13 protein-coding genes are annotated in these 15,543 nt (G+C 67.4%); 6 read left to right on the top strand and 7 right to left on the bottom strand.

All coding sequences use genetic code 11. The features are described 5' to 3' along the window. Window positions 1-4: 4 nt before the first annotated feature. From mrdA to HWX25_RS25325, 4 genes are all read right to left on the bottom strand, one after another. Window positions 5-2,290 (bottom strand): penicillin-binding protein 2, encoded by a 2,286-nt coding sequence (gene mrdA / locus HWX25_RS25340; protein ID WP_175911148.1) that lies wholly within the window; start codon window positions 2,288-2,290, stop codon window positions 5-7. A gap of 109 nt (window positions 2,291-2,399) precedes the next feature. Then, on the bottom strand, window positions 2,400-2,912 hold the full coding sequence (gene mreD, locus HWX25_RS25335; RefSeq protein ID WP_009687274.1) for a rod shape-determining protein MreD: 513 nt from the start codon (window positions 2,910-2,912) through the stop codon (window positions 2,400-2,402). Further along, a complete protein-coding gene (gene mreC / locus HWX25_RS25330; protein WP_175911146.1) occupies window positions 2,909-3,976 on the bottom strand; it encodes a rod shape-determining protein MreC in 1,068 nt (355 codons plus the stop codon). Before mreC ends, mreD begins: the two co-directional genes overlap by 4 nt. A 127-nt stretch (window positions 3,977-4,103) precedes the next feature. Then, the gene (locus HWX25_RS25325; RefSeq protein WP_004189550.1) at window positions 4,104-5,147 is read right to left on the bottom strand and encodes a rod shape-determining protein; all 1,044 of its coding nucleotides are present in this window, start codon (window positions 5,145-5,147) and stop codon (window positions 4,104-4,106) included. 367 nt (window positions 5,148-5,514) lie between these two features. Between HWX25_RS25325 and gatC the strand changes: the two genes are divergently transcribed. The 5 genes from gatC (at window position 5,515) to HWX25_RS25300 (ending at window position 10,637) form a co-directional block, all read left to right on the top strand. After that, complete coding sequence (gene gatC / locus HWX25_RS25320; RefSeq protein ID WP_006407213.1) at window positions 5,515-5,814, top strand: Asp-tRNA(Asn)/Glu-tRNA(Gln) amidotransferase subunit GatC; 300 nt, start codon at window positions 5,515-5,517, stop codon at window positions 5,812-5,814. 66 nt (window positions 5,815-5,880) lie between these two features. Then, entirely contained in the window at window positions 5,881-7,371 is a 1,491-nt protein-coding gene (gene gatA, locus HWX25_RS25315; RefSeq protein ID WP_059691924.1) for an Asp-tRNA(Asn)/Glu-tRNA(Gln) amidotransferase subunit GatA, read from the top strand. A 4-nt stretch (window positions 7,372-7,375) separates the two neighbouring features. After that, window positions 7,376-8,848: an Asp-tRNA(Asn)/Glu-tRNA(Gln) amidotransferase subunit GatB gene (gene gatB / locus HWX25_RS25310; protein ID WP_175911144.1), complete on the top strand. Its 1,473-nt coding sequence runs from the start codon at window positions 7,376-7,378 to the stop codon at window positions 8,846-8,848. A 126-nt stretch (window positions 8,849-8,974) separates the two neighbouring features. Then, window positions 8,975-9,814, top strand: coding sequence for a polyphosphate kinase 2 family protein (locus HWX25_RS25305; RefSeq protein ID WP_059534943.1), 840 nt, complete (start codon window positions 8,975-8,977; stop codon window positions 9,812-9,814). A 49-nt stretch (window positions 9,815-9,863) separates the two neighbouring features. Beyond that, window positions 9,864-10,637: an exodeoxyribonuclease III gene (locus HWX25_RS25300; RefSeq protein WP_059534945.1), complete on the top strand. Its 774-nt coding sequence runs from the start codon at window positions 9,864-9,866 to the stop codon at window positions 10,635-10,637. 108 nt (window positions 10,638-10,745) lie between these two features. Here the strand turns inward: HWX25_RS25300 and HWX25_RS25295 are convergent, their stop codons facing one another. After that, window positions 10,746-11,798, bottom strand: a complete 1,053-nt coding sequence (locus HWX25_RS25295; protein ID WP_059691926.1) for an NAD(P)-dependent alcohol dehydrogenase — start codon at window positions 11,796-11,798, stop codon at window positions 10,746-10,748. A gap of 227 nt (window positions 11,799-12,025) precedes the next feature. Here HWX25_RS25295 and HWX25_RS25290 point away from each other — a divergent pair, with 227 nt between their 5' ends. Beyond that, entirely contained in the window at window positions 12,026-12,970 is a 945-nt protein-coding gene (locus HWX25_RS25290; RefSeq protein ID WP_059819949.1) for an AraC family transcriptional regulator, read from the top strand. Between the two features lie 54 nt (window positions 12,971-13,024). Here the strand turns inward: HWX25_RS25290 and HWX25_RS25285 are convergent, their stop codons facing one another. Together HWX25_RS25285 and HWX25_RS25280 are read right to left on the bottom strand one after the other, a co-directional pair. Next, complete coding sequence (locus HWX25_RS25285; RefSeq protein ID WP_175911142.1) at window positions 13,025-14,068, bottom strand: M48 family metallopeptidase; 1,044 nt, start codon at window positions 14,066-14,068, stop codon at window positions 13,025-13,027. Next, window positions 14,058-15,479, bottom strand: a complete 1,422-nt coding sequence (locus HWX25_RS25280; RefSeq protein ID WP_175911140.1) for an AmpG family muropeptide MFS transporter — start codon at window positions 15,477-15,479, stop codon at window positions 14,058-14,060. Before HWX25_RS25280 ends, HWX25_RS25285 begins: the two co-directional genes overlap by 11 nt. Window positions 15,480-15,543 lie beyond the last annotated feature (64 nt).

The raw sequence follows: 15,543 nt of genomic DNA, 5'->3' as shown, positions 1-15,543 counted from the left end.
TCCGTTAATGAGCGGTGCCGGCGTTCGCCGCTTTCGCGGCGGCCAGGGCACGGGAGTTGTCGTCGCGCGGCGCGGTGGCGAGCGGCTGCGCGTCGCTGGCGGGCCGGCGCGGCCGGTGCGGGCGCCGGATCGGCGGCAGGCTCGCGGGCATCGGCGCCGCGGCGCTCGCGACGGCTGGCTGCACGGCGCTTGCCCCGGCCGCACCCGATGCATCGGGTGCCGACGCGGCCGATGCCGCGTCCGCCGCGCTGGCCGCGGTCGGCACGACGGGCTGCGCAAGCGCCTTGAAGCCGGCCGCGACGGACACGGTCTTCGAGGCATCGCCGATCACCGGTGCGTTGATCGGCTCGGTCGCCGACGCAGCGGCGGCGACGGCGGCCGCCTCGTTCTCCGGTTTCTGGCGATCGACGAGGTAGAAATCGAGCACGCGGCGTGCGATCGGGCCCGCGGCCTGCGCGCCCCAACCGCCGTTCTCGACGACCAGCGCGATGGCGATCTGCGGATGGTCGACCGGCGCGTACGCGATGAACAGCGCGTGGTCGCGCAAGTGCTCGGCGAGCAGGTGGCCCTTGTAGTTCGAGCCCTGCAGCGAGAACACCTGCGCGGTGCCGGTCTTGCCGGCCGCGAGGTACGGCGCGCCGCGGAACACCTTGTACGCGGTGCCGGACGGGTTTTCGATCACGTTCTCCATCCCGCGCTTCACGACGTCGATGTCGGACTGCTTGAGCGGAATCGTTTCGCTTTCCTTCGGCACGGTCAGATGGCGCCCGCGCGTGATCGGATCCTCGACTTCCTTCACGAGGTGGGGCTTCATCACGACGCCGTTGTTCGCGAGCGTCGCGGTGGCGTGCGCGAGCTGCAGGATCGTGAACGAGTTGTAGCCCTGGCCGATCCCGAGGCTGATCGTCTCGCCGTCGAACCACTTCTGCTGCGCGGCCTTCTTGAACGCCTTCTTCTTCCAGTCGGTCGACGGCAGGATCCCGCGCGCCTCGCCCTGGATGTCGATGCCGGTGATCTGGCCGAAACCGAACGGCTTCATGAAGTTCGCGATCGCGTTCACGCCGAGGTCGCGCGCGAGCATGTAGAAGTAGGTGTCGTTCGACACCATGATCGCCTTGTTCATGTCGACCCAGCCCTGGCCCGAGCGCACGTCGTTGCGGAACGTGTGGCCGCCGAACGTGAAGTAGCCGGGATCCTGGAAGCCCCAGCCCGGCGAGCGCTTGCCGAGCGTCAGGCCGGCCAGCGCCATGAACGGCTTGTACGTCGAGCCGGGCGGGTAGGTGCCGTGCAGCGGGCGGTTCAGGAGCGGCTTGTCGGTGGAGTTGTTCAGCTCGTCCCAGGTCTGCTGGTCGATGCCGTCGACGAACGAGTTCGGGTCGAAGCTCGGCGACGACACGAACGCGAGCACGTCGCCCGACTTCGGCTCGATCGCGACGAGCGCGCCGCGCTTGCCGGCAAACGCCTGCTCGGCGACCTGCTGCAGCCCGATGTCGAGCGACAGCACGAGGTTGTTGCCGGGCGTCGCCTGCGTGCGCGACAGCGTGCGCACGGGCCGGCCGCCGGCCGTCACCTCGACTTCCTCGAAGCCGGTGAGCCCATGCAGCTCGGTTTCGTAGCTCTGCTCGACGCCGATCTTGCCGATGTAGTCGGTGCCCTTGTAGTTGTTCGCGTCGCGACGCGGATCGTAGTGTTCCTGGTCGCTGTCGTTGTCGTCGCTGATCGCGTCGATGCGATCCTGGTCGCGCTTCGAGATGCGGCCGATGTAGCCGATCACGTGCGCGGCCGTCGTGCCGAGCGGGTATTGGCGGAACAGGCGCGCGCGCACGTCGACGCCGGGGAAGCGGAAGCGCTGCGCGGTGAAGCGCGCGACTTCCGCGTCGGTGAGGCGCGTGCGGATCGGCAGGCTCTCGAAGTTCTTCGAATCTTCCTGCAGCTTCTTGAAGCGGCGGCGGTCGCGCGCGTCGATCGGGATGATCGCGGATAGCTTGTCGATCGTGTTGTCGAGCGTGTCGTCGAGCTTCGACGGCGTGATCTCGAGCGTGTACGCCGAATAGTTCTTCGCGAGGACCACGCCGTTGCGATCGGTGATGATCCCGCGGTTCGGCACGATCGGCGCGACCGAGATGCGGTTTTCCTCGGCCTGCAGCGCGTATTTGCCGTGCTGCATCAACTGCAGGTAGAAGAAGCGGCTCGCGAGCAGCCCGAAGCAGACGAACACGAACACGCCCGCCGCCGCGACGCGCAGGCGGAACTTCGAGAGCTGCTGTTGGGTGTCGTTGAATTCGGTCATGCGGTCACGATCGGTCTGGCCCGTGCGCGGCGAGCGCGCGCGGGCGAGGAGCCGCCCCGGAGCGCGGCGCGCGGGCGTGGAGGCGGCGGGTATTCAAGGTCGGTCCGGCTCAGATGGGGCGCGTATCGTCCGGGTCGACCGGGCGGCGTTGCGGCATCAGCAGCAGGTGGCTCGCGATCGGCCACAGCGCGGCCTCGACGAAGCCGTCCACCAGATAGCGCCAGCCGGGAAACGCGGCGCCCATCACGAGGCGGATCACGAACGGCACCAGCTGCGCGACGACGAGCAGCGGCGTGACGTACAGCACCTGTACGCCGATCGGCATCCACAGCACGCGGCGGTGGATCGTGATTGCGCCGTACGACAGCAGCGTATAGGCAAGCGCGTGCTCGCCGAGCAGCCCCGCGTCATGCACGTCCATCAGGATGCCGAGCGCGAACGCGACGCCCATCCCGACCTTGCGCGGCTGGTGGATGTTCCAGAACAGCAGCACGAGCGCGACGAAATCGGGCACGCCGGGCAGGCGGCCCCACGGCATCAGGTTCAGCAGGAATGCTGCGGCGAGGCTGAAGACGATGAAGTACGGGTTGACCGGCTGCAGGATGTATTGCGGGCGGTTCATCGCTGGGCTCCTGGTTGCCCGGCCGCGGGCTTCGCGGGCGCGACGGCGGGCTTGGCCGGAGCGACGGGTGCCGACGGCGCGGGTTTCGCGCCGGGTGCGGCCGCGGCGGCCGCCTTCGCGTTCGCGTCGGCCTTTTCGGCCTTGTCGCCCTTCGCGGCGGCCTTGGCGCCCTTCTTGCCCTTCGCGTTCTTCTCGGCGGCCGGATCGGGCTCGGCCGGGCGCGGCGGGACGTCGTTCTGGTAGTGCAGCACCAGCATCTGGCGCGCGCCGCGCACGGCGGCGACCGGCGCGCAGGTCACGCGCGCGAACGCGGTATCGGCGAGCTTGTCGACGCGCACGACCTTCGCGACCGGCAGGCCCGGCGGGTACACGCCGTCGAGGCCGCTCGTGACGAGTTCGTCGCCGGCGACGAGGTCCGAGCTCGTCGGCACGAAGCGCAGGTCGAGCGAGTCGCCCTTCGGCGTGCCGTAGATCACGCTGCGCAGGCCGGTGCGCAGCACCTGCACGGGAATCGCGAGATCGCGGTCGGTGATCAGCGTGACTTCGGCCTGCAGCGGGAACACGCGCGTGATCTGGCCGATCACGCCGTCCTCACTGACGACCGGCGCGCCGTTCTGGATGCCCTGCTGAGAACCTTGTCCGATCACGATCTTCTGCGTGAACGGGTCGCTGGTGTCGTACTGGATTTCGACGGGCGTCGATTGCGTCGCGATGTGCTGGCGCAGCTCGAGCACCGCGCGCAGGTGCATGTTTTCCTGCGTGAGCACCGCGGCCTGGTTGGCCTGCGTGGACAATTGCAGGTTGCGCTTGCGTAGCGCGTCGTTCTCGTGGCGCAGCGATGCGCCCGTAACGGCGATGTCGGCCGCGCCCATGAACAGGTCACGCGGCACGAGCGCCGCGCGCTGCAGCGGGTACAGCACGGTGCCGAGCACGCCGCGGACGATTTCGAGCGTGCTGAAGCGCGCGTCCGACACGAGGAGCGCAATGGCGAGGGCGACGAAGAAGATGAGCCGCGCGAGCGCGGGCGGACCTTGCTTGAAGAGGGGCGGCGGACTGTATTCCATGGTCGGCGCCGGGCGCGTGTGATCGGTTAAATAATGCTCAGACGCGCAAACGGCGCGGCGGTTCGTTCTGAACGAGCGATCCGGCCACGCCGCGGGTGCGCCATGTCAAACGGGACTGCTTAGGCGATCACTCGTACGAGAAGATGCTGCCCAGCTTGTCCATGCGCTCGAGCGCCATGCCCGAACCGCGTACGACGCAGGTGAGCGGATCTTCGGCGACGAGCACCGGCAGGCCGGTTTCTTCCGCGAGCAGGCGATCGAGGTCGCGCAGCAGCGCGCCGCCGCCCGTCAGCATCATCCCGCGCTCGGCGATGTCGGCGCCGAGTTCCGGCGGCGTCTGCTCGAGGGCGATCTTCACCGACGACACGATCTGGTTCAGTGGATCGGTCAGCGCTTCGAGGATTTCGTTGCTGGAGATCGTGAAGCTGCGCGGAATGCCTTCCGACAGGTTGCGGCCCTTCACTTCCATTTCCTTGACTTCGGAGCCCGGGAACGCGGAGCCGATTTCCTTCTTGATCGCCTCGGCGGTCTGTTCGCCGATCAGCATCCCGTAGTTGCGGCGGATGTAGTTGACGATCGCCTCGTCGAACTTGTCGCCGCCGACGCGCACCGAGCCTTTATAGACGATGCCGCCGAGCGAGATCACGCCGACTTCCGTCGTGCCGCCGCCGATGTCGACGACCATCGAGCCCGTGGCTTCCGACACCGGCAGGCCCGCGCCGATCGCGGCCGCCATCGGCTCCTCGATCAGGTAGACCTGCGACGCGCCGGCGCCATGCGCCGCTTCCTTGATCGCGCGCCGCTCGACCTGGGTCGAGCCGCACGGCACGCAGATGATGATGCGCGGCGACGGCGAGAACATGCGCGACTCGTGTGCCGTCTTGATGAACTGCTTGATCATCTGCTCGGTGACGGTGAAGTCGGCGATCACGCCGTCCTTCATCGGGCGGATCGCCTCGATGTTGCCCGGCACCTTGCCGAGCATCTGCTTGGCTTCCTTGCCGACCGCCTGGATCGTCTTCTTGCCGTTGGGGCCGCCTTCCTGACGAATCGACACGACGGACGGTTCATCGAGCACGATGCCCTTGCCGCGCATGTAGATCAGGGTGTTTGCGGTGCCGAGGTCGATCGCCAGATCGTTGGAGAAGTAGCTGCGCAAAAAACCGAACATTCAGAATCCTGTTTCGCTCTGGGCCGGCCCTGCATAGCGAACGCTGAGGGCGGCAGCGGAAAAAATAACAGCCTCGGGAAGCGTGGCGGAAGCGGCCGCCGCGGCGCACGAAGCTGCGAGTGATGTCTACCGGGGATCGCACGAAGCACGCACGGCTTGCCGAAGCGGGGCGAAACGGTGCGGGAAAAGGCTGCCGGGTTTGGGTCGAACGCGTAATGATACCTTATAATTTCACGGTATTTGAATCGAAACGGACGGTATTTTTGCCGCTTCGGCCCCGATTTTTGAGGGTGGGATCGCACCCTCCAACCCCCCGCCGCAGCGCGATTTTCGATGCGCTGCGCAGCCTTGTTTTTCCGGTGATCGCATGGCCCTGACCCTGACCGATGTGAAACGCATCGCGCACCTGGCGCGACTCGAAATGGCCGACGCCGACGCCGAGCATACGCTCGGCCAGCTCAATGAATTCTTCGGGCTCGTCGAGCAGATGCAGGCGGTCGACACCGCCGGCATCGCGCCGCTCGCCCATCCGATCGAACAGATCCAGGAAGTCGCGCAGCGCCTGCGCGACGACGCCGTGACGGAAGTCGTCAATCGCGACGACAACCAGCGTCCGGCGCCGGCCGTCCAGGACGGCCTCTATCTCGTGCCGAAGGTGATCGAGTAAGCGTTCGATGACAAGCGCGCCGCCTTCGCGCCGCGCGCCACCCAGAATTCCCAGGAAAACCACTCAATGCACGCAAAAAGCCTGACCGAACTGCGCGCCGCGCTCGCCGCCAAGGAATGCTCGGCCGTCGAGCTCGCGCAGCTCTACCTGAAACGGATCGACGCGGCACGCGACCTGAACGCGTTCGTCCATGTCGACGCCGACCTCACCCTCGCGCAGGCGAAGGCCGCCGACGCCGAACTCGCGCGCGGCGCGGGCGGCGCGCTGACCGGCCTGCCGATCGCGCACAAGGACGTGTTCGTCACGCGCGGCTGGCGCTCGACCGCCGGCTCGAAGATGCTCGCGAACTACGAGAGCCCGTTCGACGCGACCGTCGTCGCCCGCCTGCAGGCGGCCGGCATGGTCACGCTCGGCAAGACCAACATGGACGAGTTCGCGATGGGCTCGTCCAACGAGAATTCGGCGTTCGGCGCCGTGAAGAACCCGTGGGACACGAACGCCGTGCCGGGCGGCAGCTCGGGCGGCAGCTCGGCGGCCGTCGCCGCGCGCCTCGCGCCGGCCGCGACCGGCACCGACACCGGCGGCTCGATCCGCCAGCCCGCGTCGTTCGCGGGCGTGACGGGCATCAAGCCGACCTACGGCCGCGTGTCGCGCTACGGGATGATCGCGTTCGCGTCGTCGCTCGACCAGGGCGGCCCGATGGCGCAAAGCGCGTCCGACTGCGCGCTGCTGCTGAACGCGATGGCCGGCTTCGACGAGCGCGACTCGACGAGCCTCGAGCGCGACGACGAAGACTTCACGCGCCACATCGGCCAGCCGTGGGCGCCGGGCAACGATGCGGGCAAGCCGCTCGCGGGCCTGCGCATCGGCCTGCCGAACGAATATTTCGGCGACGGCCTCGCCGACGACGTGCGCGCGTCGATCGACGCGGCGCTCAAGCAATACGAGGCGCTCGGCGCGACGCTCGTGCCGGTGTCGCTGCCGAAGACGGAACTGTCGATCCCCGTGTATTACGTGATCGCGCCGGCCGAGGCGTCGTCGAACCTGTCGCGTTTCGATGGCGTGCGCTTCGGCCACCGCGCCGCGCAGTACGGCGACCTGCTCGACATGTACAAGAAGTCGCGCGCCGAAGGCTTCGGCCCCGAGGTGAAGCGCCGTATTCTCGTCGGCACCTACGTGCTGTCGCACGGCTACTACGACGCGTACTACCTGCAGGCGCAGAAGATCCGCCGCATCATCGCGAACGATTTCCAGGAAGCGTTCAAGTCCTGCGACGTGATCATGGGCCCGGCGTCGCCGACGGTCGCATGGGATCTCGGCGCGAAGGGCGACGATCCGGTGCAGATGTATCTCGCGGATATCTACACGCTGTCGGTGAGCCTCGCAGGCCTCCCCGGCATGAGCGTGCCGTGCGGCTTCGGCGCCGGCGCGAACGCGAAGCGCCCGGTCGGTCTGCAGATCATCGGCAACTATTTCAACGAAGCCCGGATGCTGCAGGTTGCCGACGCGTTCCAGCGCGCGACCGACTGGCACAAGCAAGTTCCGGCGGGGGTGTAAGCATATGACTCAATGGGAAGTCGTCATCGGTCTCGAGACGCACGCGCAACTGTCGACCGTCTCGAAGATTTTCTCCGGCGCGTCGACGCAGTTCGGCGCCGAGCCGAACACGCAGGCCTGCCCGGTCGACCTGGCGCTGCCGGGCGTGCTGCCGGTGCTGAACCGCGGCGCGGTCGAACGCGCGATCCGCTTCGGCCTCGCGATCGGTTCGACCATCGCGCCGCGCAGCATCTTCGCGCGCAAGAATTATTTCTACCCCGATCTGCCGAAGGGCTATCAGATCAGCCAGTACGAGATTCCGGTCGTGCAGGGCGGCCAGATCACGATCCAGGTGCCCGCCAACGAAAAGGCCGGCAAGGAAGCGTACGAGAAGACGGTCAACCTGACCCGCGCGCACCTCGAGGAAGACGCGGGCAAGTCGCTGCATGAAGACTTCGCCGGGATGACGGGGATCGACCTGAACCGCGCGGGCACGCCGCTGCTCGAGATCGTCACCGAGCCGGAAATGCGCAGCGCGGCCGAGGCCGTGGCCTATGCGAAGGCGCTGCACGCGCTCGTCGTGTGGCTCGGCATCTGCGACGGCAACATGCAGGAAGGCTCGTTCCGCTGCGACGCGAACGTGTCGGTGCGACCGGTCGGCCAGGAGAAGTTCGGCACGCGCGCCGAGATCAAGAACCTGAACTCGTTCCGGTTCCTCGAGGAAGCGATCAACTACGAAGTGCGCCGCCAGATCGAGCTGATCGAGGACGGCGGCGAGGTCGTGCAGGAAACGCGCCTCTACGATCCGGACAAGCGCGAGACGCGTTCGATGCGCAGCAAGGAAGACGCGCACGACTACCGCTACTTCCCCGACCCCGACCTGATGCCGCTCGTGATTGGCCGCGACTGGGTCGAGCGCGTGCAGGCCGGGATGCCCGAGCTGCCGGCCGCGATGCAGCAGCGTTTCGTCGAGCAGTACGGCGTGTCCGCGTACGACGCGGGCGTGCTGACGTCGAGCAAGGCGATGGCCGCGTACTTCGAGGCCGTGGTCGCGAAGGTCGGCGCGGCGAACGCGAAGATCGCCGCGAACTGGCTGATGGGCGACGTGTCGTCGCAGCTGAACCGCGACGGCATCGAGATCGACGCGATTCCCGTCTCGGCCGCGCAGCTCGCGCTGGTGCTGCAGCGCATCGCCGACGGCACGATCTCGAACAAGATCGCGAAGGAAATCTTCGCGACGATCTGGGACGAGAAGGCGACCGACGAAGGCGCGGCCGACCGCATCATCGACGCGAAGGGCCTGAAGCAGATCTCCGACGCCGGCGCGCTGGAAGCGATCATCGACCAGGTGCTGGCGGCGAACGCGAAGTCGGTCGAGGAGTTCCGCGCCGGCAAGGAAAAGGCGTTCAACGCGCTGATCGGCCAGGCGATGAAGGCGACCAAGGGCAAGGCCAATCCGCAGCAGGTCAACGAGTTGCTGAAGAAGAAGCTCGGCTGAGCATGGCCGTGCGCCTGAACCGCGCCTGACGACGGGCCGCCGCCGAAACTGTTCGGGGCGGCCCGTCGTTTTGGTGCATGCGTTATCGTGTGCGCGTGTGCCTTGCACCGTCCAACGGAGGAACGAATGGCGAAACAACCGTCGCTCGACGATTTCCGCGTGCCGTACAGCACGCGCGAGAAGGAAGCCGCCGCATTCACGCTCGATGCGTTCGATCCGGCCGCGAAGCCGTTCTCGTCGGGGTCGAAGGATGCCGACCGCGAACGGCTGTCGGCCGTGTCGACCGAGCTCGACGTACAGCAGGAGCGCCTGCACACGCAGCAGAAGAAGCGTGTGCTGCTCGTGCTGCAGGGGATGGATACCAGCGGCAAGGACGGCACCGTGCGCGCGGTGTTCCGCGAGGTCGACCCGCTCGGCCTGCGCGTCGTGTCGTTCAAGGCGCCGACGCCGATCGAGGCCGTGCACGACTTCCTGTGGCGCGTGCATCTGCAGGCGCCGGCCGCGGGCGAACTCGCGATCTTCAACCGCAGCCACTACGAAGACGTGCTCGTGCCGCGCGTGCTCGACGCGATCGACAGCAAGGAATGCGAGCGCCGCTACCGGCAGATTCGCGATTTCGAGACGATGCTGTTCGAGAACGGCACGACGATCATCAAGTGCTTCCTGCACATCTCGAAGGACGAGCAGCGCGAGCGGCTGCAGGCGCGCATCGACGATCCGACCAAGCACTGGAAGTTCGACATCGCCGATCTCGACGCGCGCAAGCACTGGGACGCGTACCAGTCGGCGTACCGCGACGCGCTCGCCGCGACGTCGGCCGAGCATGCGCCGTGGTACGTGATCCCGGCGAACTCGAAGACGCATCGCAACGTGATGATCGCCGAGCTGCTGCTGCGCACGATGACCGACATGAAGCTCGAATTCCCGCCGCCGAAGCCGGAACTCGAGGGCGTGAAGATCCGCTAGGCTGCGATCCTGTAACAACATCGAACTGAACTGAACAACGGAACCCGACATGATGCGAGTGATTACCGCCAACCTGAACGGCATCCGCTCCGCCGCGAAGAAGGGCTTCTTCGAATGGCTCGGCGAACAGAACGCCGATTGTGTGTGCGTGCAGGAAATCAAGGTATCGGCCGACGACCTGCCGGCCGAATTCGTCGAGCCGCACGGCTTCAGGAGCTACTTCCACCACGCCGAGAAAAAGGGCTACAGCGGCGCGGGCGTGTACAGCCGCCACGAGCCCGATGACGTGATCATCGGCTTCGGCAGCAGCGAATTCGACGCCGAGGGGCGCTACGTCGAGGCGCGCTACGGCAAGCTGTCGGTCGTGTCGGTGTACGTGCCGTCCGGCTCGAGCGGCGAAGAGCGGCAGCAGGCGAAGTACCGCTTCATGGACGAGTTCATGCCGCACCTCGCCGAGCTGAAGAAGAAGCGCGAGGTGATCCTGTGCGGCGACGTGAACATCGTGCACAAGGAAATCGACATCAAGAACTGGAAGAGCAACCAGAAGAACTCGGGCTGCCTGCCGGAAGAGCGGGCGTGGCTCACGCAGCTGTTCGACGATGTCGGCTACGTCGACGTGTTCCGCACGCTCGACCCGCGCCCCGAGCAGTACACGTGGTGGAGCAACCGCGGCCAGGCGTACGCGAAGAACGTCGGGTGGCGGATCGATTACCAGATCGCGACGCCGGGCGTGGCCGGCACCGCGAAGCGCACGTCGATCTTCAAGGACATCAAGTTCAGCGATCACGCGCCGCTGACGGTGGATTACGACTACAAGAAGTGAGCGTCGGCGCGACGCGACGCCGCGCGCGTCGCCGTCGAGCCGCCCGGTCGCCGGATGCGAAAACGGGCCGCATGTCGAACATGCGGCCCGTTTCGCTTGGCGCGTCGCTTACTGCTTGATCGACGCCATGTCGATCACGAACCGGTACTTCACGTCGCTCTTCAGCATCCGCTCGTAAGCGGCATTGATCTGCTGCATCGGAATCGTTTCGATATCCGACGTGATGCCGTGCTCCGCGCAGAAGTCGAGCATTTCCTGCGTCTCCGCGATTCCGCCGATCAGCGAACCCGCGAGGCGGCGGCGCTTGAAGATCAGGTTGAACACCTGCGGCGACGGATGGTCGTGCTCCGGCGCGCCGACGAGCGTCATCGTGCCGTCGCGCTTCAGCAGGTGCAGGAACGGGTTCAGGTCGTGCTGCGCGGCGACCGTGTTCAGGATGAAGTCGAAGCTGTTCAGGTGCGCGTTCATCTGCGCGTCGTCCTTCGAGATCACCACTTCATGCGCGCCGACGCGCTTGCCGTCCTCGACCTTCGACGGCGACGTCGTGAACAGCACGACGTGCGCGCCCATCGCGCGCGCGAGTTTCACGCCCATGTGGCCAAGCCCGCCGAGGCCGACGATCCCGACCTTCTTGCCGGGGCCGACGTTCCACTGGCGCAGCGGCGAATAGGTCGTGATCCCCGCGCACAGCAGCGGCGCGGCGCCGGCCGGGTCGAGCGTCTCGGGCACGCGCAGCACGAATGCCTCGTCGACGACGAGCTGCGTCGAATAGCCGCCGTACGTGACGTCGCCGGTCACGCGGTCCTGGCCGTTGTACGTGCCGACGAAGCCGTTCTCGCAATACTGCTCGAGGCCTTCCGCGCAGCTCGGGCAGGTGCGGCACGAATCGACGAGACAGCCGACACCGACCAGCTCGCCGACCTTGAAGCGCGACACCTGCGGGCCGGTCGCGGTCACGCGGCCGACGATTTCATGGCCCGGCACGACCGGGTAGATCGTGTTGCGCCATTCGTTGCGGGCCTGATGCAGGTCCGAGTGGCAGACGCCGCAGTAGAGCACCTCGATCTGGACGTCGAGGTCGCGCAGCGCGCGGCGCTGGAATTCGAACGGGGCGAGCGGCGACTGCGCGTCGGTCGCCGCGTAAGCGTAGGTTGTGCTCATGCAGGGGCTCCTTGTCCGGGAAAACGTCCGGCGAATCAGACTGCCGCCGCGTCATGTGGCGACGCGGCGAGACAGGTGCCCATCGTAAGGAGCGAGCCGCGTCGGCGAAATACACGAAGGTCTCGAAGATTTGCCTATTCCTCTCGAATTGCACGCGAACGGCCGTCAAAATGCTTTCACGGTGCTACATTGCAAGCCTGATTCTCTTGCCGGACAGGACGACGCCGATGAGCTTCCAGCCCCTTTTCGACGACGCGGGCGACCGTGTGCGGCGCCGCATGATCGAGCTGCATGCGCGCCTCGCGCCGAACGACGGCGATACGCAGGCGGCGCTCGACGGCGTGCGCTTCTTCCGCGTGAGCCGCCCCGTGCCGCGCATGCCGGTGCTGTACGAGCCGAGCATCATCGTCGTGTGCCAGGGCCGCAAGCTCGGCTATCTCGGCGACCGCTCGTTCGTCTACGACGCGCAGCAGTATCTCGTGCTGTCGGTGCCGCTGCCGTTCGAATGCGAGACCTTCGCGAGCATGGACGAGCCGTTTCTCGCGATCTCGATCCGCGTCGATCTCGCGGTGATCGCCGAGCTCGCGATCCTGCTCGACGAGACGCTCGGTGCGGCGGTCAGCGAGCCGCACGGCGTCTATTCGACGCCGCTCGATGCGCCGCTCGCCGACGCGGTGGTGCGGCTGCTCGAAGCGCTCGCGTCGCCGCACGACACGTGCGTGCTCGGGCCGGCGATCATGCGCGAGATCGCGTACCGCGTGCTGACGGGCGCGCAGGGCGACGCGATTCGCGCGGCGCTCGTCCAGCAACATCATTTCGGCCGCATCGCGAAGGCGCTGCGGCGCATTCATGCGGACCTGAAGGCCGATCTCGACGTCGAGACGCTCGCGCGCGAGGCCGGGATGAGCCTCGCGGTGTTCCACGCGCAGTTCAAGCACGTGACGGCGACGTCGCCGATGCAGTACGTGAAGGCCGCGCGCCTGCACCAGGCGCGGCTGATGATGGTGCAGGACGGCCTCGGGGCCGGTGCCGCCGCGGCGCGGGTCGGCTATGCGAGCGCGTCGCAGTTCAGCCGCGAGTTCAAGCGGCTGTTCGGCCGCAGCCCCGGAGACGACGTGCGCTGGATGCGCGAAAGCGGCAGTCGGCCCGTCGAGTCGGAAGTCGGCGCGTAGCGCCAGGGCTCATGTGCCGGCGATGCGCGGCGAGGAAACCGCCGGATGCCGCGCTCAGCGCCGCACGATCTTGCGCCGCTGCGCGCTGATGCCGGCGTAGTCGGGCAGCGTGTCGACCCGTTTGCCGACTGCCTTCGCATACAGCGGCATCAGGTCCGGCAGGCGGTTCAGCAGATCCTGCCGCCGCGTGGCGCTGTACGGATGCATGTAGATGAAGCCCGACGTCCTGTTCGCGCGCGTCGCCGCCGCGAGCTTGTCCCACAGCGTGATCGCCGCGCGCGGATCGAAGCCCGCGCGGGCGGCAATGTCGCCGCCGATCACGTCGGCTTCGGTTTCGTCGGTCGGGTCGTAGCGCAGCGTCTGCAGACGCGCGCCGAGATTCAGCGCCTGCGGCAGCGGATCGCCGACGCCGAACAGCGGCGGCAGCGAGGCCGCGCGCAGCGACGTTTGCGACGTCGTGCTGAAATTGCTGCGTGCGTGTTCGCGCAGCGCATGCGCAATGCCGTGCGCGAGCAGCACGCCGAACTCGTCGTCGTTCAGGCGGACGCGATCGAGCAGCCCGCCGTACACGAGCACCTTGCCGCCCGGCAGGCACGTGACGCGGATGTCGCGCGAGCGGATCGCGTTGACGTCCCACGCCCAGGTCTTCACGCGATCGTTCCACTTCACCGAATACGGCGCGAGCTTCGTGACGATCGCGCGCAGCCGCTTCACGCGCGGCTGGTTCGCGGGCAGCAGGCGGTCGCTGTCGGCGGCAGCCTGCACGATCTGCGCGTATTCGCTCGCGGTGAGTTGTTCGAGCAGCGGCGACGGGATCAGCGTACGGAACGCGATCGCGTTGCCGTAGCGCACCTGCTGCGACGTCGGCGCATAGGCCTTCGCGGGCACGGCGGCGCCGGTCGGCTGCGCGGCTTCGGCGGTGGACTGCGCACCGGGAGCGGCGGGCGTGGCGGGCGTGGACGGTGCAGCCGGCGCGGTGGCGGGCGCGGTCGCACTCGTGTCGGCTGCCTGCGCGCTTGCCGCCGCGCCGAGCGCCGCGATGCCGATGCTCAGCGCGGCGGCGACGCGTGCCGCGCGATGCAGTCGATCATTGCGCACGGCTGGCCTCGCCGTTGCGCGCGGTGCCGTTCCACGGCGCGATCTTGAACAGCAGCAGCATGCCGGGGATCGCGAGCGCGGTGCACACGATGAAGTAGTCGAACCAGCCGATCTTCGCGACGATGAAGCCGCTCGCGGCCGATGCGAGCGTGCGCGGCACGGACGCGAGGCTCGTGAACAGCGCGAACTGCGTGGCCGTGTAGCGCGGGTCGGTCGTGCTCGCGATATACGCGACGAACGCGGCCATCGTCAGGCCGGTGGTGAACGTTTCGGCGGCGTAGACGAGCGCGAGCGCGACCGTCATCGGGCTCAGATGCGGCGTGACCTCGAAGCCGAAGATCGACAGGAACGACGCGAGCGCGTGACTTGCCGCGACCGTGAAGTCGTAAATCACCGCGAGCACCGGCGAGTCGGGGCCGACCTGCGCGAGCCACGCGAAGCCGAGCGTCGATACCATCTGCAGCGCGCCGAAGATCCACAGCCCGCGGCCGATGCCGATCTTCACGAGCCAGATGCCGCCGATGATGCCGCCGGCGACGCTCGCGACGAGCGCGGTGGTTTTCGCGACGATGCCGATTTCGGTGCGCGAGAAGCCGATGTCGAGGAAGAACGACGTCGACAGCGTTGTCGCCATCGTGTCGCCGATCTTGAACAGGAAGATGAACGCGATGACGAGCAGCGCGCCGCTCCAGCCGTCGCGCTGGATGAATTCGCGGAACGGCAGCACGATCGCGTCGCGCAGGTTGCGCGGCGGCGCGCCGACCACCTCGGGCTCGTGCACGAGCAGCGTCATCAGGATGCCCGGCAGCATGAATGCGCCGGTGATCGCGAACACGACGTCCCACGGCATGTGATCGGACAGGATCAGCGCCAGCGAGCCGGGGATCAGCGCGGCGAGCTTGTACGCGTTCACGTGCACGGCGTTGCCGAGGCCCTGCTCGGTGTCGCGCAGCAGTTCGCGGCGATACGCGTCGATCACGATGTCGGAGCTTGCGCCGAAGAACGCGACGAGCGTCGTGAGCGCGGCGACCGTCCAGATCGAGTCGCGCGGCGACACGAAACCGAGCGCGGCGATCGCGCCGGCGACCAGCACCTGCGTGAGCAGCATCCAGCCGCGCCGGCGGCCGGGCCGCCAGCCGGGCAGGCGCGGGATGAAGCGGTCCATCAGCGGCGCCCACAGGAACTTCCACGTATACGGGAACTGGATCAGCGCGAACAGGCCGATTTCCTTCAGGTTCACGCCTTCGGAGCGCAGCCATGCCTGCACGAGGTAGACGAGCGTGAACAGGGGCAGCCCCGACGTGAAGCCGAGGAACACGCAGATCAGCATGTGCGTGTTCAGATAGGCGCGCCAGCCGGGATGATCCTCGTGAGCGGTGAGTGCGGGCGCCTCGTGTGGCGTTTTGGACATGGACGGAAACTGGGTAGCGTTGACTGATTGCGGCGGCAGCGCAGGCGGCGCGGGCGGCGCAGGA

This window comes from Burkholderia sp. BCC1640, assembly GCF_902833125.1.
Taxonomy (GTDB): domain Bacteria; phylum Pseudomonadota; class Gammaproteobacteria; order Burkholderiales; family Burkholderiaceae; genus Burkholderia; species Burkholderia diffusa.
This window is presented reverse-complemented; position numbering and strand designations above follow the sequence as displayed.

Bases quoted from the DNA above. Each gene is read 5' to 3' on its own strand.
- mreC (WP_175911146.1), bottom strand. From the start codon at position 3,976: ATGGAATACAGTCCGCCGCCCCTCTTCAAGCAAGGTCCGCCCGCGCTC.
- HWX25_RS25305 (WP_059534943.1), top strand. From the start codon at position 8,975: ATGGCGAAACAACCGTCGCTCGACGATTTCCGCGTGCCGTACAGCACG.
- HWX25_RS25325 (WP_004189550.1), bottom strand. From the start codon at position 5,147: ATGTTCGGTTTTTTGCGCAGCTACTTCTCCAACGATCTGGCGATCGAC.
- gatA (WP_059691924.1), top strand. From the start codon at position 5,881: ATGCACGCAAAAAGCCTGACCGAACTGCGCGCCGCGCTCGCCGCCAAG.
- gatB (WP_175911144.1), top strand. From the start codon at position 7,376: ATGACTCAATGGGAAGTCGTCATCGGTCTCGAGACGCACGCGCAACTG.
- mreD (WP_009687274.1), bottom strand. From the start codon at position 2,912: ATGAACCGCCCGCAATACATCCTGCAGCCGGTCAACCCGTACTTCATC.
- HWX25_RS25280 (WP_175911140.1), bottom strand. From the start codon at position 15,479: ATGTCCAAAACGCCACACGAGGCGCCCGCACTCACCGCTCACGAGGAT.
- HWX25_RS25290 (WP_059819949.1), top strand. From the start codon at position 12,026: ATGAGCTTCCAGCCCCTTTTCGACGACGCGGGCGACCGTGTGCGGCGC.
- HWX25_RS25300 (WP_059534945.1), top strand. From the start codon at position 9,864: ATGATGCGAGTGATTACCGCCAACCTGAACGGCATCCGCTCCGCCGCG.
- HWX25_RS25295 (WP_059691926.1), bottom strand. From the start codon at position 11,798: ATGAGCACAACCTACGCTTACGCGGCGACCGACGCGCAGTCGCCGCTC.
- gatC (WP_006407213.1), top strand. From the start codon at position 5,515: ATGGCCCTGACCCTGACCGATGTGAAACGCATCGCGCACCTGGCGCGA.
- mrdA (WP_175911148.1), bottom strand. From the start codon at position 2,290: ATGACCGAATTCAACGACACCCAACAGCAGCTCTCGAAGTTCCGCCTG.